We start from the raw sequence: 25,517 nt of genomic DNA on the forward strand, positions 1-25,517 counted from the left end.
GGCCGGTACCGCCGCTTCGCGTGGCTCAGACCGACCGCTGGTAGGAGCGGAACGTCCGTATCGACAGCCACACCGCGGCCACCGCGAGGCCGAGCAGCGCACCGCCGCGGCTGCCGACGAGGCTCCAGTCGGGATGCGCGGACATCGCGGAACGTCCCGCCACCATCGCCCAGTTGAGCGGGTTGAAGTCGGCGATGTGACGCATCCAGCCGGGCATCTGCGCCGGCGCCATGAAGGCGGAGGACAGGAACGTCAGCGGCAGCAGCAGGAAGGTGTTGATCCCGATGAGGGACTCCCGCTCCTGCACCAGCATTCCGAGCGCGTTGGACAGCGCCCCGAAGACCGTTCCCAGCAGCACCGAGGCGAGCACCAGGATCAGAACGCCGCCGACTCCGCCGGGGTAGTCGGCCCCGCCCAGCAGGCCGAGCAGCACGATGACGACCGACTGGAGGGCGGTGACCAGGCCGTTGTGGACCACGTTGCCGTTCATCAGGGCGGCCCGGCTGACCGGGGTGGTCAGGAAGCGGTTGAGCGTGCCGCGCTGGATCTCCTCCAACGTGCCCATGCCGGCCCACATGTTGGAGCTGAGCGCGCTCATCACCACCACGCCCGGCACCAGGTAGTCCAGGTACGAGGTGGTGCCGAAGCCGCCGAGCTCGACGACCTTCCTGAAGAGGTTGCCGAACAGGAACAGCCAGATCACCGGCTGGATCAGGGTGATGACCGCGTAGGCCGGCTGGCGCGCGAACACCATCATCTGACGCTGGGTCATGTACCAGGTCTGGGAGATCGCGGCGCTCATCGGGCACCTCCGGCAAGGGCGAGGGCCTCGGTCCCGGCGGCCGCACTCTCGGCTTCCGCCTCTGCGTAACGGCGGCCCGCGTAGCGGAGGTAGACGTCGTCGAGGGAGGGGCGGGCCACGGTCGCCGCGGCCACGGTGACCCCGGCCCGCTCCAGGCCCGCCAGGAGCGCGGGCACGGCGGCGGCTCCGTCGTCGGCGCGGGCGCTGATCCGGCGCCCGTCGATCAGCACCTCGTGCACACCGGGCAGGGCGCCCAGGGCGTCGGCGAGCGCCGTGCGTCCGGCCTCACCGACCGCCTCGCGCAGCTCCATGTGGACCGCGTCGCCGCGCAGTTCGCCCTTGAGTGAGTCCGGGGTGCCCTCGACGACGACCCGGCCGCGGTCGACGATGGCGATGCGCTCGGCGAGCCGGTCGGCCTCCTCCAGGTAGTGCGTGGTGAGCAGGATGGTCAGGCCCTCCTCGCCGGCCAGGCGGCCGATCTCGTCCCACATCGCCGCACGGGCCTCCGGGTCGAGGCCGGTGGTGGGCTCGTCGAGGAAGAGGACCTCGGGCCGGTGCACCAGTCCGAGCGCGACGTCCAGGCGCCGCCGCATTCCGCCGGAATAGCCCTTGACCGGGCGGCGGGCGGCGTCGGCGAGGCTGAACCGCTCCAGCAGTCCGTCGACCCGCCGGTCCAGGCCGGCGCCCTTCAGCCCGTAGAGCCGGCCCTGGAGCCGGAGGTTCTCGCGGCCGGTGGCGACCGGGTCGGCGCCCGAGCTCTGCGCGACCACGCCGATGGCGCGCCGCACCCGGTCCGGGTGGCGCAGCACGTCGTGGCCGGCCACGGTCGCCTCGCCGGAGTCGGGGCGGGCCAGGGTGGTGAGGATCTTGACGGTGGTGGACTTGCCGGCGCCGTTCGGGCCGAGGAGGCCGAAGACGGTGCCCGGCTCGACGGTGATGTCCATGCCGTTCAGGGCGGTGACGTCCCCGGGATAGGTCTTGGTCAGTCGGCGTGCCTCGACGGCGGGCGCACGGGTGGGACTCATGGCGGAGCTCTCCTGGATGAGTGGGTGTGGAGGGATGGCGAAGATCGCCGAATGATCCACGTGAGCGCGCCGGGCTATCCTGGGTGTGCCGCACCTCGATCGCCCGTTGAAGCCTCACGGTGGATTCGGCTCGGGGTTCGAGACCCTGGCGGGGCTGCTGCAACAGCCCTGCCGGGGTCTGTCTCATGGGTTCACTTCTGGTAGTGGCGTTCCTCGACTTCCTTGAACTCCGCGGGGATCTCCCCCGTCTCGTGGAACCGGCGCCAGCTCTCGACGCCCGGCAGTGAGCCCTCGCGGATCTCGCGGGCAAAGCCGCGGACCCACTCCGCCTCCGCCTCGGCCATGTGCTGGTGGTACTCCACCTCGACGACGAACAGACGCGGCAGCGTCTCGTAGAGCTTGTCCAGCACCGCACGTCCGCTCGCCACCCGCATCTCCAGGGCGGTCAGCCGCTCCTCCAGCAGCCGCACGACGTCGTCCGGGGGCAGCGCCCCCAGGAGCGAGAGCGCGGTCTCGAAGATCGGATACTCCTTGGCCGGTACGGCGACCAGGTCCGACAGCCAGCGCGTCATCTCCTCGCGGCCGGACTCGGTGAGCGCGTAGATCGTGCGCTCGGGGCGGTTGCCCCGCCGCTCCACGTCGACCACCTCGACGAAGCCACGCTCCTCGAGGTTCTGGACGACCGTGTAGAGCGAGCCGTAGTTGATCTTGGTGCTGGCGTCCTTGCCCTGGCGGCGCAGGGTCTGCGCGATCTCGTAGGGGTGCATGGGCTTCTGCCAGAGCGTGGTCATCACGGTCAGCGCGAGCGGATTGCTCAACTTCCTGCGCCCGCCGGCCATACCCATCACCTCGCTTCCGAATATCCGTAGCCGAACATATCGCGACTCGACTCCCTCCGTCAATGCACGCGATATATCGTGGCGCGCCTGGGCGCGGGAGCTCCTCCTCAGTCCCCGCGGACGCGCGCGTGCAGATGCATGTCGTGCCAGCCGTCCGCGTGGAGGCAGGAACTGCGCTTGGTGCCCTCCAGGGCGAAGCCGGTCCTGGCGGCGACGCGGCAGGAGGCGCCGTTGCCCACGGAGTGCAGGAGCTCCAGGCGGTGGAATCCGGTGTCCTCGAACGCCCAGTGGACGAGGGCCGCGGTGGCCCGCGAGGCCACCTGCCGGCCACGGGCCGTGGGAGCGGTCCAGTACGCCACCTCCGCCGCGCCGTCCTCGAACCGCACCTCGCGCAGCGCGACCCGCCCCACCGGGCGGCCGGTGTCCGCGTCGGCCACCGCCCACTGGGCCTCCCGGTCCGCCGCCCAGGCGGCACGCCACTCCTTGATCCAGCCCGCCGCCTCGGACTCGGACTCGGCGGCCCTGGCGTGCCACTGGTGCATGACCGGATCCTGGAAGACTTCGTGCACGAAGGGTGCGTCCTCGGGCGTCCAGGGCCGCAGGAGGAGACCGTCACCGGTGGCCAGGGTGGGCTGAGCGGTGCGTGCGAAGGTGCCGGCGGGAAGTACCGGGCTGGTGAGAAGAGGCATGGCCCCAGCCTGCCCGCCGTCGGGCAACCGGCGCAGGGGTTTTCCCGGGCCGCGGTCGGGCTCGTAGGCTTCGGTCGATGCGACGCAAGACCCGTACCCCGCCCTCCCCCCTGCCGCAGCGCCACGGGGTCGACCCGGTGCGGGTGCGGCTGCCCGTCGCCGGGGCGTGGGCCACCGTGCGGGCGTACCTCGTGGAGCGGCTGTCGGGGGCCGGGCCCGGGGTGGTCGGGGGCATGGTCGACGCGGGCCTGGTGGTCGGGGCCGACGGACGGGCCGTGGCGCCCGACGCGCCGTACGAGCCGGGGATGTACGTGTGGTTCCACCGGGAACTGCCCGAGGAGGTGCCGGTGCCGTTCCCGCTGCGGATCGTGTACCGCGACGAGCACCTCGTCGTCGCCGACAAGCCGCACTTCCTCGCCACCACCCCGCGCGGCGCGCACATCACCGAGACGGCGCTGGCCCGGCTGCGGCGGGAGCTGGGGATCCCCGCCCTGGGCGCCGCGCACCGCCTGGACCGGCTCACCGCCGGTCTTGTGCTGTTCACGGTGCGGCCCGAGGAGCGCGGCGCCTACCAGACGCTGTTCCGCGACCGGCTGGTGCGCAAGGAGTACGAGGCGGTGGCGCCCTACGACCCGGCGCTGGTCCTGCCGCGGACCGTGCGCAGCCGGATCGTGAAGGAGCGCGGGGTGCAGGCCGCCCGCGAGGTGGCGGGCGAGCCGAACGCCGTCACGCGCGTGGAGCCGGCCGAGCACCGTGCGGACGGGCTCGGGCGGTACCGGCTGATCCCCCGCACCGGGCAGACGCACCAGCTGCGGGTGCACATGAACGCCCTGGGCCTGCCGATCCTGGGCGACCCGCTCTACCCGGTGGTGACCGATCCGGCGCCGGCCGGTGACTTCCGGCGCCCGCTGCAACTGCTCGCGCGGACACTGGAGTTCACGGATCCGGTCACGGGGGTGGAGCACCGGTTCACCAGCGGGCGGGTGCTCCAGGCCTGGTCCGACCCCGCGGCATGGGCCGGTCGGTGACTCGGTGACTCGGTGAGTCAGGTGGTCAGTAGCCGCGCCACCAGCACAGGAAGCGCTGCCAGGCCCCCTGGCGACGGAAGAGGTGACGGACCGGGGGCCCGCTCCGGACATGGTCCCGGCGACGTCCGCCGGGACCATGTGATCGGTGCGATCGTCTCCGCCTAGCCGACCGAGGAGTAGGCCACGACCCCCCGCAGCAGCCCGTCCACCGCCTTGCGCGCGTTCCTGGTCACCGACGAGCCCTCCACCGGCGCCGCCGCCGAGATCTGGCCCAGCACGTCGATCACCTGCTTGCACCAGCGCACGAAGTCGCCCGCCGGCATCTCCGCCTCGCGCAGCACCTCGTCCAGGCCCTTGCCGGAGGCCCACATGTACGCGGCCCAGGCGAAGCCGAGGTCGGGCTCGCGCTGGCCCACCCCCTCGGTCTGGTTGATGCGGAAATCCTCCTCCAGGGCGTCGAGGCGGCCCCAGATCCGCACCATCTCGCCGAGCGCCGCCTTCGCCTTCCCCGAGGGGAGCTTGGGCGCCATGGCGTCGTCACTGACCCGCGCCTCGTACACCAACGCCGAGACGCAGGCGGCGAGTTCGGCCGGGCTCAGCCCCTCCCAGACGTGCTCGCGCAGGCATTCGCTGGCCAGCAGGTCGAGTTCGCCGTACAGCCGGGCGAGCCGCTTGCCGTGCTCGGTGACCTCGTCGCCGCGCAGGTAGTCGAGCTCGGTGAGCAGTGCGACGATCCGGTCGAAGGTGCGCGCGATGGTGTTCGTACGGCCCTCGATACGGTGCTCCAGCTGCTTGGTGTCGCGCAGCAGCCGGTGGTAGCGCTCGGCCCAACGGGCGTGGTCCTCGCGCTCGTCGCACCCGTGGCAGGGGTGGGCGCGCAGCGCGGCGCGCAGCCGGGCGATCTCACGGTCGTCGGCCGCCTGGGAGCGCCGCTTGCGGTGCCGCTCCGCCGAGATGTGCCCGGCCTTGGTGCGCAGCGCGGAGGCGAGATCGCGGCGGGACTGCGGGGAACGCGGGTTGAACGACTTCGGGATCCGCATCCGCTCCAGCGGCTCCACGGGCACCGGGAAGTCGATGGCCGCCAGCCTCTTGACCTGACGCTCGGCGGTCAGCACCAGCGGGCGGGGGCCGTCGTGGTACTCCAGGCCGTGGTGGCCGTTGGACCGACCCGCGGGCAGGCCCGGGTCCAGCACCAGCGCCAGGCCCGCGAACTTGCCGGTGGGGACGTGGATGACGTCGCCCGGCTTGAGCTTCTCGAGAGCGACGGCGGCCTCGGCACGCCGCTGGACCGCACCCTGCCGGGCCAGCTCGGTCTCCCGGTCCTTCAGCTCCCTGCGCAGCCGCGCGTACTCCGTGAAGTCGCCGAGATGGCAGGTCATGGAGGCCTTGTAGCCCTCGATGCCCTCCTCGTTGCGCTGCACCTGCCGGGAGATCCCGACGACCGACCGGTCGGCCTGGAACTGCGCGAAGGACGTTTCCAGCAGCTCGCGCGAGCGGTGCCGGCCGAACTGCTCGACCAGGTTCACCGCCATGTTGTACGACGGCCTGAAGCTGGAGCGCAGCGGGTAGGTGCGGGTACCGGCCAGCCCCGCCAGGTGTTCGGGGCTCATGCCGCGCTGCCACAGCACCACCGCGTGGCCCTCGACGTCGATGCCGCGGCGGCCGGCGCGGCCGGTGAGCTGGGTGTACTCACCGGGGGTGATGTCGGCGTGCTGCTCGCCGTTCCACTTCACGAGCTTTTCCAGCACCACCGAGCGGGCCGGCATGTTGATGCCGAGGGCCAGGGTCTCGGTGGCGAAGACCGCCTTGACCAGGCCCCGCACGAACAGCTCCTCGACGACCTCCTTGAAGGTCGGCAGCATGCCCGCGTGGTGGGCGGCGATACCGCGCTCCAGGCCCTCCAGCCACTCGTAGTAGCCGAGGACGTGCAGGTCCTCGGCCGGGATGGCGGCGGTGCGCTCCTCGACGAGGGCGCGAACCCGCTCGCGCGCCTGCTCGTCGTTGAGTCTCAGACCCGCGTGCAGGCACTGCTGGACGGCGGCCTCGCAGGCGGCCCGGCTGAAGATGAACGTGATCGCGGGCAGCAGGCCCTCGGCGTCGAGGCGCTCGATGACCTCGGGACGGCTCGGGGTCCAGATCCGGGAGCGCTGTCTGCGCTCCCGCTCGCGGTCGGCCTCGCGCATCGCGCGGCCGCGCCGGCGGTCCTGGAACGAGGGGCGGGTGGCCTCCATGCGGGCCATGCGCGTGAGGTCGGGGTTGACGGCCTTCCGATGGCCCTCGCCCTCCTCGAACAGGTCGTACATCCGGCGCCCGGCCAGCACGTGCTGGAACAGCGGAACGGGCCGGTGCTCGGAGACGATCACCTCGGTGTCCCCGCGGACGGTGTCCAGCCAGTCGCCGAACTCCTCGGCGTTGGACACGGTCGCCGAGAGGGACACCAGGGTCACCGACTCGGGCAGGTGGATGATCACTTCCTCCCACACGGCGCCGCGGAAGCGGTCGGAGAGGTAGTGCACCTCGTCCATGACCACATAGCCGAGGCCGAGCAGGGTCTGGGAACCGGCGTAGAGCATGTTCCGCAGCACCTCGGTGGTCATCACGACCACCGGGGCCTCGGAGTTGAGGCTGTTGTCGCCGGTCAGGAGGCCGACCTTGCCACTGCCGTAGCGACGGCACAGGTCGGCGTACTTCTGGTTCGACAGCGCCTTGATCGGCGTCGTGTAGAAGCACTTCCTGCCCTGCTGGAGGGCGAGGTGGACGGCGAACTCGCCCACGATCGTCTTGCCGGAGCCGGTGGGCGCGGCGACCAGTACGCCCTTGCCCGCCTCGAGCGCTTGGCAGGCCTCGATCTGGAACGGGTCGAGACCGAAGTCGTACATCTCGCGGAAGCCCGCGAGCGCGGTGGCCTGCTCGGCAGCTCGCCTGCGCGCTGCCGCGTACCGCTCGGCCGGTGAGAGGTCCTCTGTCATCGTGCTTTCGAGCGTACCGGGCCACACCGACAACAGGACGATCATTATCCCGATCGCCCCGGGGACGAGAAAGCCGGCCGCTCGCGGTGCGAGCGGCCGGCCCGGAGCCTGCGGTGGTGATCAGGTCGCGTCGTCGTACCCGTTGACCCGGCCCGTGTCGCCATCCCCGTCCGTGTCGTTCCGCTCCGGCAGGGCGCGGCGCGCGGTGACGGGTTCGACCTCGCCGATGTCCTCGGGTGTGAGGTCGAGCTCGGACGCCTCGTCGTCCGACGGTCCCTGCGCGGCCAGCCGTTCCTTGCGCCGGTCGTTGAACAGGGAGATGATCACCGCGACGAAGTACAGCGCGCAGATCGGTGCGGCCAGCGCCAGCATCGTCAGCGGGTCGGGGCTCGGCATGGCGACCGCCGCGAAGGCCGTGATGCCGACGACCATGCCGCGCCACCAGCCGAGCATGCGCCGCCCGGACAGGATGCCGGTGAGGTTGAGCATGACGAGCAGGAGCGGCATCTCGAACGAGAGTCCGAAGACGACCACCATGCGCGTGATGAGGTTGAGCAGGTCGTCCAGCGGCAGCAGGTTGTCGACACCACTGGGGGTGAAGTCGATCAGCACCCTGGCAGTGGTGGGCAGAATGTGGTAGGCGAAGTAGGCGCCCCCGAGGAAGAGCGGGAAGCCGGCGGCGACGAACACGTAGCCGTACTTCTTCTCGTGCTTGTGCAGCCCCGGGGCGACGAACGCCCACAGCTGGTAGAGCCAGACCGGCGAGGCCAGCACCACCCCCGTCATCAGCGACACCTTCAGCGCCAGCGTGAACGGCTTCAGCAGGCCGTTGATCGTGAGGTGCGCGCAGGCGCCGCTCTTCTCCGACTTCGCCAAGTCGAGGAACGACTGCCCACACCCCACCGAGTCCAGCACCGGCTTGGTGATGAAGTTGACGATGTCCTTGTAGAAGAAGGCGGCGACGACCGTCACGACCAGGATCGCCAGGACACCTTTCCCCAACCGGTTGCGCAGCTCACGGAGGTGCTCCGCGAGCGACATCCGCCCCTCGGGGTCCTTCTCCTTCTTGTCCCTCTTGCGGGCAGACTTGAGCAACCCACATCCTCATCTCGTACAGCGGACCGGAAGGCCTCCGGTCGTCCGGTCAGCGCTGAGTCGTGTCCGTCGGCTCGTTGACCGGGCGGGAGCTGGTCACGTCGCCGGGCGCGGCCTGGATGGTGCGCTGCGCCGGGGACTGCTGCTGCTCCTCGCCGGCCGGAGTCGCCGAACCGGCCGAAGCAGTCGACTTCTCGTCCTTCATCGCCTTGGCCTCGCTCTTCAGGATGCGCGCGGACTTGCCGAGCGACCGCGCCATGTCCGGAAGCTTCTTCGAGCCGAACACCAGGACGATCACCAGAACAAGAAGCACCAGGTGCCACGGCTCAAACGCACCACGGAACATTCGTCTTCACCTTCTCATCTGAGGCGGGGCGGGCAGGTCCGACCACTGGGACAGGCGTCCGACCATTGTGCTGCCAGCGATCGTAACGCGCAGGGGTGAACGCTGAGCAATCCCTGTGCGTACTCCTGCCGGAGCGGCCCGTGCCTCTTACGCGGGCCATGAACAGCAGCGTACCCGGCCACAGGGGCGACAGGGCAGGGCGTGTCGATCGAAAGCGCACGGCGTTCGGGATTTCCAGGACTTTCCCGGCAGGACTCACCTCGACTCCATCGCCCGGGCGGCGCTCAGGCTCGCCCGCTCCAGCTCCTCGGCGGCCCGGTTGATGCGCCGCGCCGACTCCGTGACCTGCCGGCCCAGGCGCTGCGCCTCGACGAAGACCCGGACGGCGAGCACTCCGAGCACCGCCAGCCCCACGAACCCCGCCGCCACCGCGAACATCGCCCAGAACATGACGCCGAGCCTAGAGGGTCGAGTGCAGGCGCAGCGTGCTGACCCCGCCACCGGTGAGCAGTTCCACGATCCGCTCGCCGGCCGGCTTGCGGACCGCAGCACCGCAGTCGGGGCAGGTGAAGGAGTAGAAGGTGGTACGGCTGCTGGCGCCGACGACCAGGCGCAGCGCGCTCGCGGCGAGCTCGAACCGGCCCCGGCAGTCGGGGCAGCCCGCCCGGAACACCACCGGAGTCACCCTCCGCATTCCGGCGAACGCCGCCGCCACCGACATCCCGGGCACCCCAGCCGTCGCCGACCTGCTCAAAGCCCCTGCTCCTGCCTGTCGTCACGCCCGTCGTGAACCACGTCCGCCCCCCGCGGCCCCCGCACCGCCACGGCGTCCACGGGACCCCCGGCCCCTTCGCACGCCGACTCGTACGCCGCCAGGGCCTCACGGGCCGCCTGCCGGGCACTGTCGGCCAGTTCCCGCGGGCCGACGATCCGCCCGTCCCGGCCCAGGCGCAGCGCCAGCCGCCGGAGCGACGCCGGATCGGGCGTGCGCAACGTGATGCGCAACCCGCCGTCGGGAAGCTCCTCGGCGCTGTCGTGCGGGTAGTACTCGGCGACCCAGCGGCCACCCGGACCGACCTCCACGACCACCTCCGGGTCCTCCGCGGCCGGCTGCACCAGGGCCTGCGACAGGTCGCGCAGCTCCATCTCCGGCGGCGCCGAGGGCTCGTCGAGGATCTTGATCTCGGCGACCCGGTCGAGCCGGAAGGTGCGCCGTGCCTCGGAGCGGCGGCACCAGGCCTCCACATAGGTGTGCCCGACGCTGACCAGGCGGATGGGGTCGATCTCGCGCTCGGTGACCTCGTCACGGGCGGGCGAGTAGTAGCGGATCCACAGCCGTCGCCGCTCGGAGATCGCCCGGTCCACGTCGGCGAAGACGCCGCCCTCGGACTCGAACGTCACCGACAGCCGGGAGCTGGCCCCGGCGGCCTCGCCGGCCGCGGCCTCCACCTTGGCCGTGGCCCGCAGCAGCGCCTGCCGGTCGCCCTCCCGCAGGCCGGGCAGCGTCGCCACCGCGCGGGCCGCCACCAGCAGCGCGGTCGCCTCGTCGGCGGCCAGCCGCAGCGGCTCCGCCGCCTCCGCCCCGAGCGCGGCGGGGTTGTGCCACCAGATGCGCTCACCGTCGGTGTCGATGTCGAGCAGATCGCCACCGCGGAAACTCGTACCGCACATGGGCAGCACGTCGAGGTCGGAGACCAGCTCGTCCTCGGTGATGCCGAAGGCGCGCGCCACGTCCTCGATCCGGGCGCCGGGGCGCTCCCTGAGATACGTCACCAGGGAGAGCATCCGCCGGGTCTGGTCGATGGCGCTCGCGGGCCTGACCGGTTTACCTGCCACAGTGTCGCTCCGCTCCCCCTCAAGCCCCGGCCACGGCACGCAGCCGGTCCAGCACGTCCGCCCGCAGCTCGGCCGGCTCCAGGACCACCACGTCCGGTCCGAACTCCACCAGCCAGGCGTCCAGCCCGTGCCCGTACGGGACGTCCAACTCATCCCAGCCGTCTCCGAGTTCCCGCACGGCGGTGGCCTTCGCCCGAAGGGGGTACCCGGCATCCGCGCGCAGCCGGATCCGCGCGGAGCGGTCGGCGCTCTCGCCCGCCCAGCTCGCCACGGTCTCGCGGACGGTGACGACGTCCGGGACCGGCGCGGTGAAGCCGCTGCCCCGGGAGCGGACCCTGCCGGTGATCCTGGAGAGCCGGAAGACCCGCTCGGCGCCGCGGTCGCGGTCGAAGCCGGCCAGGTACCAGTGGCCGCGCCAGCACTCCAGCGCCCACGGCTCGACGTGCCGGGTGCCGGGCTGGGCGGCGTTGGCCTTGCGGTAGTCGAAGGCGACCGGCCGGCGGTCGCGGCAGGCCAGCATCAGCGGCTCGAAGGCGGCCTCGTGCACCGGGATGCGCGGCTCCAGCGCGCCGTGCGCCTCGTAGGGGTCGACGTCCTCGGGCAGTCCGGCCGCGCGCAGCTTCTGCAGGGCGCCGCTGGCCGCCCCGGCCAGCCGGGCCTGCTGCCAGACCTTGGCCGCCAGGCCGAGCGCGGCGGCCTCCTCGGCGTCCAGGGTGATCGGCGGCAGCCGGTTGCTGTCCCGGCGGGCCAGGTAGCCGACCTCGCCGTCCAGGCTCTCGACGGTCTCGATGACCAGCCCGAGCTCCCGCAGGTCGTCCTTGTCCCGTTCGAACATGCGGTTGAAGGAGTCGTCGGACGCCGCCGCGCCCTTCTCCGCCCCGGCAGCCACGCCCTTGTCGCGGCCGGAGGCCACGCTTCTGTCGCGGCCGGAGGCCTCGACGTAAGCCTCGATGGACTCCCGCAGCTCGCGCTTGCTCAGCGGCCGCCGCGTTCCGAGCAGGCACAGCGCCAGGTTCATCAGCCGCTCGGCCTTGGCAATGGCCATCGACGCCCTTCACCTTCCCTATGGTCCCTATGACCGACGACCGTACCGCCCCGCGACGTACGGACAAAAGCCGAGGCCCATGCCCGGGCGGGCATGGGCCTCGGCTGATCGGATCCCGCGGGGATCCGGCGCCTGACGATCAGACCGCGACCAGGTCGCAAACGAAGATCAGCGTCTCGCCGGGCTTGATCCGGCCGCCCGCGCCGCGGTCGCCGTAGGCGAGGTGCGCCGGAATGGTCAGCTGGCGGCGTCCGCCGACCTTCATGCCCTGCACGCCCTGGTCCCAACCGGCGATGACCTGGCCGACACCCAGCTGGAAACGGAGCGGCGTACCGCGGTTCCAGGAGGCGTCGAACTCCTCACCGGTGGAGAAGGCCACGCCGACGTAGTGGACGGAGACGGTGTCGCCCTTCTTGGCCACCGGTCCGTCGCCCTCCCAGATCTCCTTGATCTCGAGGTCCGCCGGGGGCTCGCCGCCCGGGAAGTCGATCTCGGGCTTCTCGATGCTCACGTGATTCTCCTGCTCATCTACGACAAGGCAACCTGCACAGTCTTACATCCCCGCGGGGTGCGCGCCCGCGCCGGGAGACCGCGGCGCGGCGCTACATCGCCGCCAGGATGTCCACCGTGAAGACCAGCACCGAGTCCTTCTTGATGCCGCTGTTGGGGGGCGGGTTGTCGCCGTAGCCGAGGGCCGGCGGGACGACGATCAGGACCCGGCTGCCGACCTTCTTGCCCGCCAGCCCCTGGGCCCAGCCCTTGACGACCTGCTGGAGGGAGAACGACGTCAGCGCATCGCGCTTGTACGTCGAGTCGAACTCCTTGCCGTCCTGCCACAGCACGCCCTTGTACTGGACGAGCACGGTGTTCTCCGGCTTGACCGCGGGACCGTCGCCCTCGATCACGTAGTCGGCCACGAGGTTCTTGGGCGCGGCCGTCTTGGGCACGGTGATGGACGGGGCGGCGCCGTCGGTGTTGGTACCGACCTTGGGCAGGTCGGCGTTGTCCTGGGCGACGATCTTGCCCTTGGCCGAGCTCTTGGAGTTGAAGGTGTTCTGGATGTCGACGACGAACACCAGCGTGTCGGTGCCCTTGATTCCGGCCTGGGCGTTGCCCTGCGTGCCGTATCCCCAGGTGGGCGGCACGGAGAACAGGACGCGGCTGCCCACCTTCTTGCCGGCCAGGGCATAGCGCCAGCCGTCGATGATCGTGCCCTGGGCGAGCTGGATGACCAGGGGCGCCTTGCGGTCGTAGGAGTTGTCGAAGAGCTTCGCCGTGTCCCAGATCTGCCCCAGGTAGTGCGCCTGGACGTAGTCGTTCTCCGCGACGGTGCGGCCGCCGCCCGCGATCACCGTCTTGACGGCGATGTCCTTCGACGGGGCACCACTGCCCTTGGCGACGGTCGGCTTCTCGCCGAACTTCGTGCCCGCGGTGATCGCCGGCAGCGGCCCGGAGACGATCTTCGGCGAGGGCGCCACGGACGGCTCGGAGGGCGACGGCGACGGGCTCTCGCTGGCCTTGCTCGAACCGGCCTTGTCGTTGCCGCAGGCGGCCAGGGTGACAAGTCCCGCGGGTACGGAAAGAAGGAGTGAGCGACGGCGCACGGTGGGGGCCTCGTAATCGGTCGATCTTCTGATGGCGTGCGCGCTACCTTACTGACGTTTCGCTGCCGATCGGGTCTGCGGCCCGCCCCGGTTTCGGCCGGAGGTCCGGGGTCGTCCCCCGGAAAGCACTGTCGTGGTGAGCAGGGCGCCGTACGGAGAACGTACGGCGCCCGTGTGGCGTTCCGGCTCCTCGAACCGGTATCCGCGTTGCGCCGGGCTCACATTCCGGCGATCAGTTTCTCCACCCGGTCGTCCACCGAACGGAACGGGTCCTTGCACAACACCGTCCGCTGGGCCTGGTCGTTGAGCTTCAGGTGCACCCAGTCGACGGTGAAGTCCCTGCGCTGTTCCTGCGCCCGCCGGATGAAGTCGCCGCGCAGCCGGGCCCGAGTGGTCTGCGGGGGCACCGACTTGCCCTCGAAGATCTTCAAGTCGTTGCAGATCCGGGTGGCTTGGCCCTTCTTCTCCAGCAGGTAGTACAGGCCACGACGGCGGTGGATGTCGTGGTAGGCGAGGTCTATCTGGGCGACCCGCGGATGCGACATGGTCATGTTGTGCTTGGCCCGGTACCGCTCGATGAGCTGGTACTTCATCACCCAGTCGATCTCGGTGCCGATGCGGTCGAGGTCCTCGGTCTCGATCGCGTCCAGCGTACGGCCCCACAGCTCCAGCACCCGCTCCACCGTGCCGGTGCGGATACCGCGCCGCTCGCAGAAGTCCACGGCCTTCTCGTAGTACTCCCGCTGCACCTCCAGCGCGGAGGCCTCGCGGCCGCTGGCCAGGCGCACCTTGCGGCGGCCCGTGATGTCGTGGCTGACCTCGCGGATCGCCCGGATCGGGTTCTCCAGGGTCAGGTCGCGCATCACCGTGCCCGCCTCGATCATGCGCAGCACCAGGTCGGTCGCGCCCACCTTGAGCAGCATCGTCGTCTCGGACATGTTGGAGTCGCCCACGATGACGTGCAGCCGCCGGTAGCGCTCCGCGTCCGCGTGCGGCTCGTCGCGGGTGTTGATGATGGGCCGCGAACGGGTGGTCGCCGAGGAGACGCCCTCCCAGATGTGCTCGGCCCGCTGGCTCACGCAGTACACCGCGCCGCGCGGGGTCTGCAGAACCTTGCCCGCCCCGCAGAGCAGCTGCCTGGTGACCAGGAACGGGATGAGGATGTCCGCGAGGCGTGAGAACTCCCCGTGCCGTGCCACCAGATAGTTCTCGTGGCAGCCGTAGGAGTTGCCCGCCGAGTCGGTGTTGTTCTTGAAGAGGTAGACGTCGCCCGCGATTCCCTCCTCGTGCAGGCGTCGTTCCGCGTCTACCAGAAGCCCTTCCAGAATGCGCTCGCCGGCCTTGTCGTGGGTGACCAGTTCGATCACATTGTCACACTCGGGTGTCGCGTATTCCGGGTGTGACCCCACGTCGAGATAGAGCCGGGCGCCGTTTCGCAGAAAGACATTGCTGCTGCGGCCCCATGACACGACACGGCGGAAGAGGTACCGCGCCACCTCGTCAGGCGACAGGCGGCGCTGTCCCCTGAACGTGCACGTGACGCCGTACTCGTTCTCCAGCCCGAAAATGCGGCGGTCCATGACTGAACATTACGCCCGATCCTCTGCGCTCAAACGGGGTTCGGCAGCACGATTTGGATCATTTTCCGATGAAGCGGCAACCACCGCCCTCCCGGCGGGAGCTGTGAGGACCCGTCCGGTGAGCAGCAGCACCAGCAGCGACACGGCCCCGGCGACGCTCGGCACCGCGAAACCCCACAGCGCGCCGCCCGCCTCGACCACCGGTCCCGCGGCGCCCGTTCCCACGGACGCGCCCACGGTGAACGTCGTCACCAGCCAGGAGAAGGCCTCCGTCACCGTGCCGGCCGGCGCGTGCCGGTCCACGATGATGAACGCGCAGGCGATGCACGGCGCCAGGAACACCCCGGACAGCACCGTCAGCGCCACCATGGCCACCGCCCCCGGCATCAGCAGCAGCGGCAGGTAACACACCGCCAGAAGGGCCACCAGCAGGCGCAGTCGCCGCTCGGGCGCGCCCGCCCACTGGCGGGCGCCGTAGACGGCACCGCCGACCAGCGCGCCGAGCCCCAGCGCGGCCATCAGCCAGCCGTACACCGCGTCCCCGCCGTGGTCGTCGGCGTAGGGCACCGCCGCCACCGTGATGGAGCCCAGGGCGACACCGACGAAGAGGAACGCGCCGAGCAGCGCCAGCAGACCGGGCGAGCGCAGCGCCCCCAGCCAGTGCGCCTCCCGGGGCGCCGAACGCCAGTCCCGCGAGGGCTGCGAGAGGACCACGGACAGCGCGCCGAGCACGCCGACGGCGTTCAGGACCACCAGCGCCGCCTGCGCCGACCACAGAGAGACGCAGAGGGTCACGAGCAACGGGCCGACGGTGAACATCACTTCCTGGGCCACGGCGTCCATCGCGTACGCCGTGTGCACCTGGTCCTCCCGGCGCAGCACCGAGGGCCACAGCGCCCGCAGACCGCCCTCCAGGGGCGGGGTGAAGAGCCCGGCGGCCGCCACCGCCGTGTACGCCAGGGCGGGCGGCTGGGTCCCGTTCAGGGCGAAGACCGTCATCGCCAGCGCCGCGGCGAGCGCGGCCGGCAGCTGGACACGGGGCTGCCCGTGCAGGTCCACGAGGCGCCCCAGCACGGGCTGGCCGACCGCGTTGGCGACGCCGTACACCGCCGCCAGGGCGCCCGCGAGGCTGTACGTGCCGCCCTCCGCGCGGACGAACAACACGATGGCGATCGCCGCGGTGGCGTTGGGCAGCCGCCCGACGAGCGTGCCGGTCAGCAGCCGGGCGGCGTGCCTCGCTCTGAGGATCTCCAGGTATCCCCCGAATCCCACGGCCATCGCCCTACCTTCCACCGGTTCGCCCGAGGCGCTGGAGCAACCTCTGGTGTTACGTATAACGTCCTCGGTCATACGTACCATGTGCGCTGTTCACCAGTCCAGACGAAGGAGCGTCCCCGCGGTGGCACCCAGCAGCACGCGCCCCACCAGCCGCGACGTCGCCCACGCCGCCGGGGTGTCCCAGGCCGCCGTCTCCCTGGTCCTCGGCGACAAGTGGCGCGGCAGGGTGTCGCAGGCGACCGCAGAACGGGTGCGCCGGGCCGCCGAGGAACTCGGCTACCGGCCCAACCTCGCCGCCCGCAACCTGCGCCTGGGCCGCACCCGCACCGTGCTCCTGGTCGTCCCCGCGCTGACCACCGAGTTCTTCGCCGGCGTCTACACCGGCGCCGCGCGCGTCGCCGCCGAGCACGGCTTCGGCCTCGTCCTCTACCCCTCCCCCGAGGGCATCGGCCCGGCGCGCAACCCCTTCGCCTCGGCCCAGGCGGCGCTGGACGGCGTGATCGCCTCCTCCATGGCCGCCGACGCGCTCACCGCGATCCGCGGCGACCAGCTGCCGCTGGTCATGCTGGACAGCGACCCCGCGGGCAGCCCGGGCGCCGCGACCGTCAACCTGGACATCGCCGACGGCGTGCGCCAGGTCGCCGACCACCTGCTCGGGCTCGGCCACCGGCGCTTCCTTCACCTCGCGGCGGACGTGGCCTCCTGGACCTTCGAGGTGCGGGCGGGCGAGCTGAGCGCCCGGGTGGGCGCGGTGCCCGGCACCTCGGTGCGCACCGCCCGCGCCCCGATCTCCATCGAGGGCGCCAGGGCCGCCACCGAGGCCGCCCTGAGCGCCCCCGGCCCCCGGCCCACCGCACTGGTCTGCGACGACGACAAGCTCGCCGCAGGCGCCTACAAGGCCCTGCGCCGCCTCGGCCTGCGCGTGCCCGACGACGTCTCCGTCACCGGCGTGGACGACCTCGCCCTCGCCACCGCCATCGACCCCGAGCTCACCACCGTGCGGCTGGACGCCGAGCTGTTCGGGGAACGGGGCATGCACGCCCTGCTGGCCGTCCTCGAGGGCCGCGCTCCCGCCGGCGGGGACATCCCCGTGGAACTCGTGGTACGGGGCTCCACGGCGCCACCCGGCACCCCCTGAAGCCGTCCAGCCCCCGAAACGCCCGGGTGCCCCGGCCTGCCAGCAGGCCGGGGCACCCGGGAAACGGGGTGAGGGGCGGGACTACTTCTCCTCGGAGCCGTCCTCCTCGGCGCTCTCCGCCTCGGTCGCCGCGCCGTCGGCCTCGAGCAGCCGGGCCAGCTGACGGCCCACGATGCGCTTGAACTTGCGCTTCTGCGGACGCGTACGGTCCAGCACCGCCACCTCCAGGCGCTCGGCGGGGATCTCCCGCTCGCTGCCGTTGGTGTCGCGGGACAGGGCCTGCACGGCCAGCTTCAGCGCCTCGGCCAGCGACATGCCGTCCCGGTGGCGCTGGTCCAGGTAGCCGCTGATCTGCTCGGCGTTGCCACCGACCGCGACCGAGCCGTGCTCGTCCACGATCGACCCGTCGTGCGGCAGCCGGTAGATCTGGTCACCGTCCGGGGTCTGCCCCACCTCGGCGACCACCAGCTCCACCTCGTACGGCTTCTCCGCGGCGCTGGAGAAGATCGTGCCCAGCGTCTGGGCGTACACGTTCGCCAGGCCGCGGGCGGTCACGTCGTCCCGGTCGTAGGTGTAACCGCGCAGGTCGGCGTAGCGGACACCGCCGATGCGCAGGTTCTCGTACTCGTTGTACTTGCCGGCGGCCGCGAACGCGATCCGGTCGTAGATCTCGCTGAACTTGTGCAGCGCGCGGGACGGATTCTCACCGACGAACACGATTCCGTCGGCGTACTGCAGCACGACCAGGCTGCGGCCACGCGCGATGCCCTTGCGGGCGTACTCCGCCCGGTCGGCCATCGCCTGCTGAGGTGAGACATAGAACGGCGTCGACACCGGTTATCCGTCCCTTTCTGTAGAAGTCACTGGATCACCCGGACAAGGACCGCCGGCTAGAGCAGCGCGGCCCGCGGGCCGTCCGGCTGCTCCAGGCGCCGCTGGAGCACCGAGCGGGCGATCTCGGAGGACTCGTCCTCGGTGAGCCGACGGAATCCGTCCTCGGTGATCACGGTGACGATCGGATAGATCCGGCGGGCGACATCGGGACCACCGGTCGCCGAGTCGTCGTCTGCCGCGTCGTACAGGGCCTGGACCACCAGCGTCGTGGCCTCGGCCTCGGTCAGGTCCTCCCGGAAGAGCTTCTTCATCGCGCCGCGCGCGAAGATCGAGCCGGAGCCCGTGGCCGCGAAGCCGTGCTCCTCGGAGCGGCCGCCCGTCACGTCGTAGGAGAAGATCCGGCCCTTCTCGCGGTCCAGGTCGTACCCCGCGAAGAGCGGGACCACGGCCAGTCCCTGCATGGCCATGCCCAGGTTGGAGCGGATCATGGTCGACAGCCGGTTCGCCTTGCCCTCCAGCGAGAGCTGCGTCCCCTCGACCTTCTCGAAGTGCTCCAGCTCCAGCTGGAACAGCTTCACCATCTCCACCGCCAGACCGGCGGTGCCGGCGATGCCGACGGCCGAGTACTCGTCCGCCGGGAACACCTTCTCGATGTCCCGCTGCGCGATCACGTTCCCCATCGTGGCCCGCCGGTCACCGGCCAGGACGACACCGCCCGGGAAGGTCGTCGCCACGATGGTGGTGCCGTGCGGCGCCTCGACCACGCCCTGGGTCGGCGGCAGCCGCCGCTTCCCCGGCAGCAGCTCCGGCTGGTGCTCGGCGAGAAAGTCCATGAACGAGGAGGATCCAGGCGTCAGGAAGGCGGCCGGTAGACGCCCGGTGCTACGAGTGTTGGCTTCCACGCGTTTCCTTCCGGGTAGTCGGCAGCTCGGTCCACCGCTTCGGGATCGTCCCTCAACAGGCCGAGGCCGGAGTTGCAGTTGATGCACAGTACGCCACGGACCCTACCCGCCTCGCGGCGGTGATCCACATGAACGGCCCAAGCCCTGGGGCGGCTCGGTGCGGCTCGCGCACGGCCCCTCACCGAGCCCTCGCACCGAGCCCTCACGCGGGCGGCCGACGCCCGGAAACGAGGGCCGCGCGCGGCACGGCCTCACCGCACCGCACGCAGCTGCTCTCGTCAACCGGCCCGTCCGCCACCGCCACCGCTTGTCAGGCGCTCACTGACCGCCCTTTTGCACGAACGAGCGCACGAAATCCTCGGCGTTTTCCTCGAGTACGTCGTCGATCTCGTCCAGCACGGAGTCCACGTCGTCGCTCAGCTTCTCGTGGCGTTCCTTGAGGTCGTCCGCGGCCTGCGCGTCCTGGGACTGCTCCTCGACCTCCTCGGTGGAACGCGTGGCCTTCTGCTGCCCGCCACCGGTGTCCTTCGTTGCCATAACCCTCACCCCGCTCAGTTCGCCCGACATGGTCGGCATTACGGCCGATCGGTGATGTTCCGACCCTACAAGCCGGGTCCGACATCGGCCCCGCACTTCCTCCAACGCACGAGGGCCACTTCGATGATTCCCGGCACCGGGGGTTTCCACCCTGGGCGGCCCGCCCGGTCCGGGGCCCGCTCAGCTGCCGGAGAGCACCCTGACCAGGTCCTCCGCGGTTCGGCAGCGGTCGAGAAGCTCCTTGACGTGATTACGCGTTCCGCGAAGCGGTTCCAGGGTTGGGACGCGCTGGAGCGAGTCCCGGCCCGGCAGATCGAAGATCACCGAGTCCCAGGAGGCCGCGGCCACGTCGTCGGCGTACTGCTCCAGGCAGCGGCCGCGGAAGTACGCGCGGGTGTCCTCCGGCGGCTTCCTGCGGGCCCGGTCCACCTCGGTCTCGTCCAGCAGCCGCTTGATGCGGCCCCGGGCCACCAGGCGGTTGTACAGGCCCTTGTCGGAGCGCACATCCGCGTACTGGAGGTCGACGAGGTGGAGGCGGGCGGCGTCCCAGTCGAGGTCGTCACGGCGCCGGTAGCCCTCCATGAGCTCCCGCTTGGCGACCCAGTCCAGCTCGCCGGCCAGGCTCATGGGGTCGTTCTCGAGCCGGTTGAGGGTGTCCTCCCAGCGGGACAGCACGTCCTTGGTCTGCTCGTCGGCGTCCGCGCCGAACCGCTCCTCCACGTACTTGCGCGACAGCTCGTAGTACTCCATCTGGAGCTGCACCGCGGTGAGTGTCCGGCCGCTGCGCAGGGTGATCAGGCGCCGCAGGCCCGGGTCGTGCGAGACCTGGTGGAGCGTGCGAACGGGCTGGTCGACGGCCAGGTCGACGGCGATGAAGCCGTCCTCGATCATGGACAGGACCAGGGCGGTCGTGCCCAGCTTGAGGTAGGTCGAGATCTCGGAGAGGTTCGCGTCACCGATGATCACATGCAGCCGGCGGTACTTCTCCGCGTCGGCGTGCGGTTCGTCGCGCGTGTTGATGATCGGCCGCTTGAGCGTCGTCTCCAGGCCGACCTCGACCTCGAAGTAGTCCGCGCGCTGGCTGAGCTGGAAGCCGTGCTCGTGGCCGTCCTGTCCGATGCCGACACGGCCGGCGCCGGTGATGACCTGGCGGGAGACGAAGAACGGCGTCAGGTGGCGCACGATGTCGGCGAAGGCGGTCTCCCGCTTCATCAGGTAGTTCTCGTGCGTGCCGTAGGAGGCGCCCTTGTTGTCGGTGTTGTTCTTGTAGAGGTGGATCGGCTGGGCACCGGGCAGCTGGGCCGCCCGCTCCGCGGCCTCGGCCATGATCCGTTCGCCCGCCTTGTCCCACAGGACGGCGTCTCGCGGGTTGGTGACCTCGGGGGCGCTGTATTCGGGGTGGGCGTGGTCGACGTAGAGCCGTGCGCCGTTGGTGAGGATGACGTTGGCCAGGCCGATGTCCTCGTCGGTGAGCTGGCTGGCGTCCGCGGCCTCGCGGGCGAGGTCGAAGCCCCGGGCGTCGCGCAGCGGGTTCTCCTCCTCGAAATCCCAGCGCGCCCGGCGGGCCCGGTGCATGGCCGCCGCGTAGGCGTTGACGATCTGGGATGAGGTGAGCATGGCATTGGCATTGGGGTGGCCGGGAACGGAGATCCCGTACTCCGTCTCGATGCCCATTACTCGCCGTACGGTCATGCGGCCCTCCTTGCCCGGCTGCGCCCTCGGTCGTGGGCGTCGCTCAAGTACCGCTGGTGCCCGGGTGCCTGTGCGGTGCCCGTCCCCGCACTGCGCGACCCGGCGGTACGAACGAGCCTAGAACGCCTTTGCGCTGGTGGGGAGATCATTTGCGTCATTGCCTGCTCCATGCGGCGGCCCGGAAACAGCCGACTGCGGGTACCCCACCGAGGGCACCCGCAGCCACCCGTGCTTTTACAGGTACTGACCGGTGTTCGCCACCGTGTCGATGGAGCGTCCGGTGTCCGCGCCCTGCTTTCCGGTGATGAGGGTGCGGATGTAGACGATCCGCTCGCCCTTCTTTCCGGAGATCCGGGCCCAGTCGTCGGGGTTGGTGGTGTTCGGCAGGTCCTCGTTCTCCTTGAACTCGTCCACGCAGGCCTGGAGCAGGTGGGAGACGCGGAGGCCCTTCTGGTTCTTCTCGAGGAAGTCCTTGATCGCCATCTTCTTGGCGCGGCCGACGATGTTCTCGATCATGGCGCCGGAATTGAAGTCCTTGAAATAGAGGACTTCCTTGTCACCGTTGGCGTAGGTGACCTCCAGGAAGCGGTTCTCCTCGGTTTCGGCGTACATGTGTTCCACCGCGGTCTGGATCATGCCCTGGACCGTGATGTCCTTGTCGCCGCCGTGTTCCGCGAGGTCGTCCGAGTGCAGCGGGAGACGCTCGGTGAGGTACTTCCCGAAGATGTCCTTGGCCGCCTCGGCGTCCGGACGCTCGATCTTGATCTTCACATCGAGGCGGCCGGGCCGCAGGATGGCCGGGTCGATCATGTCCTCGCGGTTGGAGGCGCCGATCACGACCACGTTCTGCAGGCCCTCCACACCGTCGATCTCGGCGAGCAGCTGGGGGACGATGGTGTTCTCCACGTCCGAGCTGACGCCGGAGCCGCGGGTGCGGAAGAGGGACTCCATCTCGTCGAAGAAGACGATGACGGGAGTGCCCTCGCTCGCCTTCTCCCGGGCCCGCTGGAAGACGAGGCGGATCTGCCGCTCGGTCTCGCCGACGTACTTGTTCAGCAGCTCCGGGCCCTTGATGTTGAGGAAGAAGCTCTTGCCCGCCGCCTGCCCCGTGACCTCGGCGACCTTCTTGGCGAGCGAGTTCGCGACCGCCTTGGCGATGAGCGTCTTGCCGCATCCGGGAGGTCCGTAGAGCAGGACACCCTTCGGCGGGCGCAGCTCGTGCTCCTTGAACAGGTCCGGGTAGAGGTACGGCAGCTCCACGGCGTCCCGGATGGCCTCGATCTGGTTTCCGAGGCCGCCGATCTGCTCGTAGCCGATATCGGGCACCTCTTCGAGGACGAGTTCCTCGACCTCACTCTTGGGCACGACCTCGTAGACGTAACCGGACCTGGGCTCGAGCAGGAGGGCGTCGCCGGGGCGGATGGTGACGTCCAGCAGCGGCTCGGCGAGCCGTACCACCCGCTCCTCGTCGGTGTGCCCGAGCACCAGGGCCCGCTCGCCGTCCTCGAGGATCTCCTTGAGGGTGACGATGTCGCCGACACGCTCGTACTCCATGGCCTCGACCACGTTGAGCGCTTCGTTGAGCATCACTTCCTGGCCGCGCCTGAGCTCGTCGAGCTCCACGCTGGGGCTCACGTTCACCCGCAGCTTGCGACCGCCGGTGAAGATGTCGGCGGTGCCGTCCTCGTTGGCCTGGAGGAAGACTCCGAAGCCGGCCGGCGGCTGGGCGAGCCGGTCGACCTCCTCCTTGAGGGCCACGATCTGGTCGCGGGCCTCGCGGAGCGTGTTCGCGAGGCGTTCGTTCTGAGCGGACACGCCGGCCAGGTTGGTCTGCAACTCGACGATCCGCTCCTCGAGAATCCTCGTGTGACGCGGAGAGTCGGCGAGCTTGCGGCGCAGGACGGCGATCTCCTGCTCAAGGTAGGCGATCTGCCCGGCCGGGTCGTCGGACCCGCGTCCCGGGCGGATGCCGCGGTTCATGTCGTCGTCGTGGGCTGCCACGGTCCTCACCTCCTCCAAGGGGAGCTGGACGCTTCCAGACCCTACCTGGGTGGGTGTCGATTGAAACCCCTAGATCACAAAGACTGCGGGGTGTGTCCGATCTTCACCCTTGCGCTCTCCCTCACGCCAGGGGAATACCCACCGAACATGATTGGAAAGCGGGCACAGGTAGGCTCGACACGTTCAACACCCGTCAGAGCTGGCCGGATTCCCGTACGGCTCGACGTGATACGGCAGGAGAGATGACCGTGCAGCAGCGGACCTCGGACGGTGGCGAGGCACTGGAGGTCTGGATCGACCAGGACCTGTGTACCGGCGACGGCATCTGTGCGCAGTACGCGCCGGAGGTGTTCGAGCTGGACATCGACGGTCTGGCCTATGTGAAGAGCCCGGAGGACGAGCTCCTTCAGGAGGCCGGAGCGGCAACGCCCGTACCGCTCCCGCTTCTCACGGACGTGGTCGACTCGGCCAAGGAGTGTCCGGGCGAGTGCATCCACGTGCGCCGCGTCGCGGACCGGGTCGAGGTGTACGGACCTGACGCGGAGTGACCGCATCGGCGCGAGACGTCACTATTGTCTGGTTTCTCACATTTCCGCGGACTGCGTCCGGTATGTGGTCAGATACCGCGCGCCCCGGCGTCCGTGGAGCGGACGAACGCGCCGTTCTGCCACCGCCACTTCACGCTGTCCTTGAGGTCGGGGCAGCAATTCGGCACGTCGGGTGAGGAGTAGCCGAGCAGGGTGGCGCTCACGGCGCCGTCGCGGACGGCGAAGTCCGTGACCGTGTACCGGTCCTTGACGTCGACGAGGGTGGCGACCACGCGGGGCTCGGCGGTGTCGGCGGCCCGGGTGAGGACGTAGACGGCGTCGGGCGGGGTGCCCATGGCGGCGTCGCAGTGCACCACGGCCACGGTCTCCGGTCTGCCGTCCCCGTCGAGGTCTCCGGAGGCCTTCTTCGCCACCACGGCCCGCACCGGGCCGCAGTCGATCGGGAAGGTGACGCCGGCGGTGCTCGGCGCCGCCTCGGTGGCGGGTGCGGAGTTCGCGCGGGTGCCCTGCGGCTGGGCGGCCGTGGCCGAGCCGGGCTGCACGAGCGAGGAGAGGGCCACCACGCCGGCGACCGCGGTCGCGGTGGCCATCCAGTGGATGGGGCGGGTGTCCGTGTGGGCCAGTTCCGGAACGGCGGACTGCTGCACTAGGAGCATCTCCTGCGAGGGCTGTGCCGGTGGGGGTGGCCAGCATCGTGCCACACGTCACAGTGCGGGGGAACGGCGGGGTGGGGTCAACGCGAGGGCGCCGTGGTGGAGTTCCCTGTGGTCGTCGGGAACTCCACCGCGGCGCCCGTGTGTTGCGTGCGGTGGCGGGGCGCGTCAGCGGGTGGCGCCGCCGTCGGCGTTGGGGCCCTCGTAGTCCTCGCCGTAGGCACCCTTGGCGGGCCGGCGGCGGCGCATGGGCGGCTCGACGCCGTCCGCGAGCCTGCGGGCGGTGAGCAGGAAGCCGGTGTGGCCGATCATGCGGTGGTCCGGACGGACGGCCAGGCCCTCGATGTGCCAGTTGCGGATCATCGTCTCCCAGGCGGTCGGCTCGTTGAAGCAGCCGATCTCGCGGATGGACTCCACGGTCCGGGCGAGCTGGGTGGTGGTCGCGACGTAGCAGCACAGGATGCCGCCGGGGACGAGCGCCTTGGAGACGGCCTCCAGGCACTCCCAGGGGGCGAGCATGTCGAGGATGACGCGGTCGACGTCGGTGTCGGAGAGGTTGTCCTGGAGGTCTCCGACGGTGAGCTGCCAGGCGGGGTGCGGGCCGCCGAAGTAGCGCTCCACGTTCGCCTGGGCGATCTCGGCGAAGTCGGCGCGGCGCTCGTAGCTGTGCAGCATGCCCTGGTCGCCGATGGCCCGCAGCAGGAAGCTGCTGAGCGAGCCGGAGCCGACGCCGGCCTCCACGACGCGGGCGCCGGGGAAGATGTCGGCGAAGGCGAGGATCTGCCCCGCGTCCTTGGGGTAGACGACGGCTGCCCCGCGGGGCATGGACAGGACGTAGTCGGGGAGCAGGGGGCGCAGCGCGAGGTAGGCGACGTTGCCGGTGGTGCGGACAACGCTGCCCTCGGGTGCGCCGATCAGCTCGTCGTGCGGGAAGGACCCCTTGTGGGTGTGGAAGTTCTTCCCGGCCTCGAGCGTGAACGTGTAGTGGCGGCCCTTGGGGTCGGTCAGCTGTACCTGGTCCCCGACCTTGAAGGGCCCGCGGCGGCGGGCGGCACCGGTCGGTTCGGACATGTGAC

General features: G+C 70.6%; 25 protein-coding genes and 1 pseudogene. 3 read left to right on the forward strand and 23 right to left on the reverse strand.

Annotated elements, in window-relative coordinates:
- Nucleotides 1–25: 25 nt before the first annotated feature.
- The 4 genes from ACIHCX_RS21575 to ACIHCX_RS21590 all read right to left on the reverse strand — a co-directional run bounded on the left by ACIHCX_RS21575 (nucleotide 26) and on the right by ACIHCX_RS21590 (nucleotide 3,355).
- Nucleotides 26–802, reverse strand: a complete 777-nt coding sequence (locus tag ACIHCX_RS21575) for an ABC transporter permease (protein ID WP_400031748.1) — start codon at nucleotides 800–802, stop codon at nucleotides 26–28.
- On the reverse strand, nucleotides 799–1,827 hold the full coding sequence (locus ACIHCX_RS21580) for an ATP-binding cassette domain-containing protein (RefSeq protein WP_400031750.1): 1,029 nt from the start codon (nucleotides 1,825–1,827) through the stop codon (nucleotides 799–801). Before ACIHCX_RS21580 ends, ACIHCX_RS21575 begins: the two co-directional genes overlap by 4 nt.
- A 191-nt stretch (nucleotides 1,828–2,018) precedes the next feature.
- Nucleotides 2,019–2,666, reverse strand: coding sequence for a PadR family transcriptional regulator (locus ACIHCX_RS21585; protein WP_400031752.1), 648 nt, complete (start codon nucleotides 2,664–2,666; stop codon nucleotides 2,019–2,021).
- Nucleotides 2,667–2,773: 107 nt separating this feature from the next.
- The gene (locus ACIHCX_RS21590) at nucleotides 2,774–3,355 is read right to left on the reverse strand and encodes a GNAT family N-acetyltransferase (RefSeq protein ID WP_400031754.1); all 582 of its coding nucleotides are present in this window, start codon (nucleotides 3,353–3,355) and stop codon (nucleotides 2,774–2,776) included.
- A gap of 77 nt (nucleotides 3,356–3,432) precedes the next feature.
- Between ACIHCX_RS21590 and ACIHCX_RS21595 the strand changes: the two genes are divergently transcribed.
- The gene (locus ACIHCX_RS21595; protein WP_400031756.1) at nucleotides 3,433–4,383 is read left to right on the forward strand and encodes an RluA family pseudouridine synthase; all 951 of its coding nucleotides are present in this window, start codon (nucleotides 3,433–3,435) and stop codon (nucleotides 4,381–4,383) included.
- Nucleotides 4,384–4,544: 161 nt separating this feature from the next.
- Here ACIHCX_RS21595 and ACIHCX_RS21600 read toward each other — a convergent pair whose 3' ends face one another.
- The 11 genes from ACIHCX_RS21600 to ACIHCX_RS21650 form a co-directional block, all read right to left on the reverse strand.
- Nucleotides 4,545–7,397 (reverse strand): DEAD/DEAH box helicase, encoded by a 2,853-nt coding sequence (locus tag ACIHCX_RS21600; protein WP_400031758.1) that lies wholly within the window; start codon nucleotides 7,395–7,397, stop codon nucleotides 4,545–4,547.
- 75 nt (nucleotides 7,398–7,472) lie between these two features.
- Nucleotides 7,473–8,447: a twin-arginine translocase subunit TatC gene (gene tatC, locus ACIHCX_RS21605; protein WP_400031760.1), complete on the reverse strand. Its 975-nt coding sequence runs from the start codon at nucleotides 8,445–8,447 to the stop codon at nucleotides 7,473–7,475.
- Between the two features lie 49 nt (nucleotides 8,448–8,496).
- Nucleotides 8,497–8,793, reverse strand: a complete 297-nt coding sequence (gene tatA, locus ACIHCX_RS21610; protein ID WP_400031762.1) for a Sec-independent protein translocase subunit TatA — start codon at nucleotides 8,791–8,793, stop codon at nucleotides 8,497–8,499.
- Nucleotides 8,794–9,048: 255 nt separating this feature from the next.
- Nucleotides 9,049–9,243, reverse strand: a complete 195-nt coding sequence (locus tag ACIHCX_RS21615; RefSeq protein WP_400031764.1) for a hypothetical protein — start codon at nucleotides 9,241–9,243, stop codon at nucleotides 9,049–9,051.
- A gap of 10 nt (nucleotides 9,244–9,253) precedes the next feature.
- Nucleotides 9,254–9,514, reverse strand: coding sequence for a hypothetical protein (locus tag ACIHCX_RS21620; protein WP_400032059.1), 261 nt, complete (start codon nucleotides 9,512–9,514; stop codon nucleotides 9,254–9,256).
- Nucleotides 9,515–9,543: 29 nt separating this feature from the next.
- Nucleotides 9,544–10,629 (reverse strand): helix-turn-helix transcriptional regulator, encoded by a 1,086-nt coding sequence (locus ACIHCX_RS21625; protein WP_400031766.1) that lies wholly within the window; start codon nucleotides 10,627–10,629, stop codon nucleotides 9,544–9,546.
- Nucleotides 10,630–10,648: 19 nt separating this feature from the next.
- On the reverse strand, nucleotides 10,649–11,674 hold the full coding sequence (locus ACIHCX_RS21630; RefSeq protein WP_400031768.1) for a helix-turn-helix transcriptional regulator: 1,026 nt from the start codon (nucleotides 11,672–11,674) through the stop codon (nucleotides 10,649–10,651).
- Between the two features lie 139 nt (nucleotides 11,675–11,813).
- Nucleotides 11,814–12,185: an FKBP-type peptidyl-prolyl cis-trans isomerase gene (locus tag ACIHCX_RS21635; protein ID WP_400031770.1), complete on the reverse strand. Its 372-nt coding sequence runs from the start codon at nucleotides 12,183–12,185 to the stop codon at nucleotides 11,814–11,816.
- Nucleotides 12,186–12,276: 91 nt separating this feature from the next.
- Nucleotides 12,277–13,278 carry an FKBP-type peptidyl-prolyl cis-trans isomerase gene (locus ACIHCX_RS21640; protein WP_400031772.1) on the reverse strand — a complete coding sequence of 334 codons (1,002 nt, stop codon included), beginning with the start codon at nucleotides 13,276–13,278 and terminating at the stop codon, nucleotides 12,277–12,279.
- Between the two features lie 218 nt (nucleotides 13,279–13,496).
- Nucleotides 13,497–14,858: a Pup--protein ligase gene (gene pafA / locus ACIHCX_RS21645; protein ID WP_100567758.1), complete on the reverse strand. Its 1,362-nt coding sequence runs from the start codon at nucleotides 14,856–14,858 to the stop codon at nucleotides 13,497–13,499.
- Between the two features lie 9 nt (nucleotides 14,859–14,867).
- Nucleotides 14,868–16,136, reverse strand: a complete 1,269-nt coding sequence (locus ACIHCX_RS21650; RefSeq protein ID WP_400031775.1) for an MFS transporter — start codon at nucleotides 16,134–16,136, stop codon at nucleotides 14,868–14,870.
- 121 nt (nucleotides 16,137–16,257) lie between these two features.
- Between ACIHCX_RS21650 and ACIHCX_RS21655 the strand changes: the two genes are divergently transcribed.
- The gene (locus tag ACIHCX_RS21655; protein ID WP_400031777.1) at nucleotides 16,258–17,274 is read left to right on the forward strand and encodes a LacI family DNA-binding transcriptional regulator; all 1,017 of its coding nucleotides are present in this window, start codon (nucleotides 16,258–16,260) and stop codon (nucleotides 17,272–17,274) included.
- Nucleotides 17,275–17,355: 81 nt separating this feature from the next.
- Here the strand turns inward: ACIHCX_RS21655 and prcA are convergent, their stop codons facing one another.
- The 6 genes and pseudogenes from prcA to arc all read right to left on the reverse strand — a co-directional run bounded on the left by prcA (nucleotide 17,356) and on the right by arc (nucleotide 23,240).
- On the reverse strand, nucleotides 17,356–18,108 hold the full coding sequence (gene prcA, locus ACIHCX_RS21660) for a proteasome subunit alpha (protein WP_400031779.1): 753 nt from the start codon (nucleotides 18,106–18,108) through the stop codon (nucleotides 17,356–17,358).
- A 56-nt stretch (nucleotides 18,109–18,164) separates the two neighbouring features.
- Nucleotides 18,165–19,010 carry a proteasome subunit beta gene (gene prcB, locus ACIHCX_RS21665; protein ID WP_400031781.1) on the reverse strand — a complete coding sequence of 282 codons (846 nt, stop codon included), beginning with the start codon at nucleotides 19,008–19,010 and terminating at the stop codon, nucleotides 18,165–18,167.
- Nucleotides 18,962–19,147 (reverse strand): annotated as a pseudogene (locus ACIHCX_RS21670) (endonuclease domain-containing protein); the annotation flags it as partial. The pseudogene ACIHCX_RS21670 and the gene prcB, both read right to left, overlap by 49 nt.
- Before the next feature lie 181 nt (nucleotides 19,148–19,328).
- Nucleotides 19,329–19,547, reverse strand: coding sequence for a ubiquitin-like protein Pup (locus ACIHCX_RS21675; RefSeq protein WP_100567752.1), 219 nt, complete (start codon nucleotides 19,545–19,547; stop codon nucleotides 19,329–19,331).
- A 180-nt stretch (nucleotides 19,548–19,727) separates the two neighbouring features.
- Nucleotides 19,728–21,239 (reverse strand): depupylase/deamidase Dop, encoded by a 1,512-nt coding sequence (dop, locus tag ACIHCX_RS21680; protein WP_400031784.1) that lies wholly within the window; start codon nucleotides 21,237–21,239, stop codon nucleotides 19,728–19,730.
- Between the two features lie 234 nt (nucleotides 21,240–21,473).
- Nucleotides 21,474–23,240 carry a proteasome ATPase gene (gene arc / locus ACIHCX_RS21685; RefSeq protein ID WP_358737178.1) on the reverse strand — a complete coding sequence of 589 codons (1,767 nt, stop codon included), beginning with the start codon at nucleotides 23,238–23,240 and terminating at the stop codon, nucleotides 21,474–21,476.
- Between the two features lie 242 nt (nucleotides 23,241–23,482).
- Here arc and ACIHCX_RS21690 point away from each other — a divergent pair, with 242 nt between their 5' ends.
- On the forward strand, nucleotides 23,483–23,788 hold the full coding sequence (locus ACIHCX_RS21690) for a ferredoxin (RefSeq protein ID WP_400031787.1): 306 nt from the start codon (nucleotides 23,483–23,485) through the stop codon (nucleotides 23,786–23,788).
- A gap of 68 nt (nucleotides 23,789–23,856) precedes the next feature.
- Here ACIHCX_RS21690 and ACIHCX_RS21695 read toward each other — a convergent pair whose 3' ends face one another.
- Entirely contained in the window at nucleotides 23,857–24,435 is a 579-nt protein-coding gene (locus ACIHCX_RS21695) for a hypothetical protein (RefSeq protein WP_400032061.1), read from the reverse strand.
- A 174-nt stretch (nucleotides 24,436–24,609) separates the two neighbouring features.
- On the reverse strand, nucleotides 24,610–25,512 hold the full coding sequence (locus tag ACIHCX_RS21700; protein WP_392305983.1) for a tRNA (adenine-N1)-methyltransferase: 903 nt from the start codon (nucleotides 25,510–25,512) through the stop codon (nucleotides 24,610–24,612).
- Nucleotides 25,513–25,517 lie beyond the last annotated feature (5 nt).

It is taken from the genome of Streptomyces sp. NPDC052043 (assembly GCF_044548235.1).
Taxonomy (GTDB): domain Bacteria; phylum Actinomycetota; class Actinomycetes; order Streptomycetales; family Streptomycetaceae; genus Streptomyces.

Bases quoted from the DNA above. Each gene is read 5' to 3' on its own strand.
- ACIHCX_RS21580 (WP_400031750.1), bottom strand. From the start codon at position 1,827: ATGAGTCCCACCCGTGCGCCCGCCGTCGAGGCACGCCGACTGACCAAG.
- pafA (WP_100567758.1), bottom strand. From the start codon at position 14,858: ATGGACCGCCGCATTTTCGGGCTGGAGAACGAGTACGGCGTCACGTGC.
- tatA (WP_400031762.1), bottom strand. From the start codon at position 8,793: ATGTTCCGTGGTGCGTTTGAGCCGTGGCACCTGGTGCTTCTTGTTCTG.
- ACIHCX_RS21600 (WP_400031758.1), bottom strand. From the start codon at position 7,397: ATGATCGTCCTGTTGTCGGTGTGGCCCGGTACGCTCGAAAGCACGATG.
- ACIHCX_RS21585 (WP_400031752.1), bottom strand. From the start codon at position 2,666: ATGGCCGGCGGGCGCAGGAAGTTGAGCAATCCGCTCGCGCTGACCGTG.
- ACIHCX_RS21700 (WP_392305983.1), bottom strand. From the start codon at position 25,512: ATGTCCGAACCGACCGGTGCCGCCCGCCGCCGCGGGCCCTTCAAGGTC.
- ACIHCX_RS21575 (WP_400031748.1), bottom strand. From the start codon at position 802: ATGAGCGCCGCGATCTCCCAGACCTGGTACATGACCCAGCGTCAGATG.
- ACIHCX_RS21620 (WP_400032059.1), bottom strand. From the start codon at position 9,514: ATGTCGGTGGCGGCGGCGTTCGCCGGAATGCGGAGGGTGACTCCGGTG.
- dop (WP_400031784.1), bottom strand. From the start codon at position 21,239: ATGACCGTACGGCGAGTAATGGGCATCGAGACGGAGTACGGGATCTCC.
- ACIHCX_RS21590 (WP_400031754.1), bottom strand. From the start codon at position 3,355: ATGCCTCTTCTCACCAGCCCGGTACTTCCCGCCGGCACCTTCGCACGC.
- ACIHCX_RS21690 (WP_400031787.1), top strand. From the start codon at position 23,483: ATGACCGTGCAGCAGCGGACCTCGGACGGTGGCGAGGCACTGGAGGTC.
- ACIHCX_RS21630 (WP_400031768.1), bottom strand. From the start codon at position 11,674: ATGGCCATTGCCAAGGCCGAGCGGCTGATGAACCTGGCGCTGTGCCTG.
- ACIHCX_RS21675 (WP_100567752.1), bottom strand. From the start codon at position 19,547: ATGGCAACGAAGGACACCGGTGGCGGGCAGCAGAAGGCCACGCGTTCC.
- ACIHCX_RS21615 (WP_400031764.1), bottom strand. From the start codon at position 9,243: ATGTTCTGGGCGATGTTCGCGGTGGCGGCGGGGTTCGTGGGGCTGGCG.
- ACIHCX_RS21650 (WP_400031775.1), bottom strand. From the start codon at position 16,136: ATGGCCGTGGGATTCGGGGGATACCTGGAGATCCTCAGAGCGAGGCAC.
- ACIHCX_RS21595 (WP_400031756.1), top strand. From the start codon at position 3,433: ATGCGACGCAAGACCCGTACCCCGCCCTCCCCCCTGCCGCAGCGCCAC.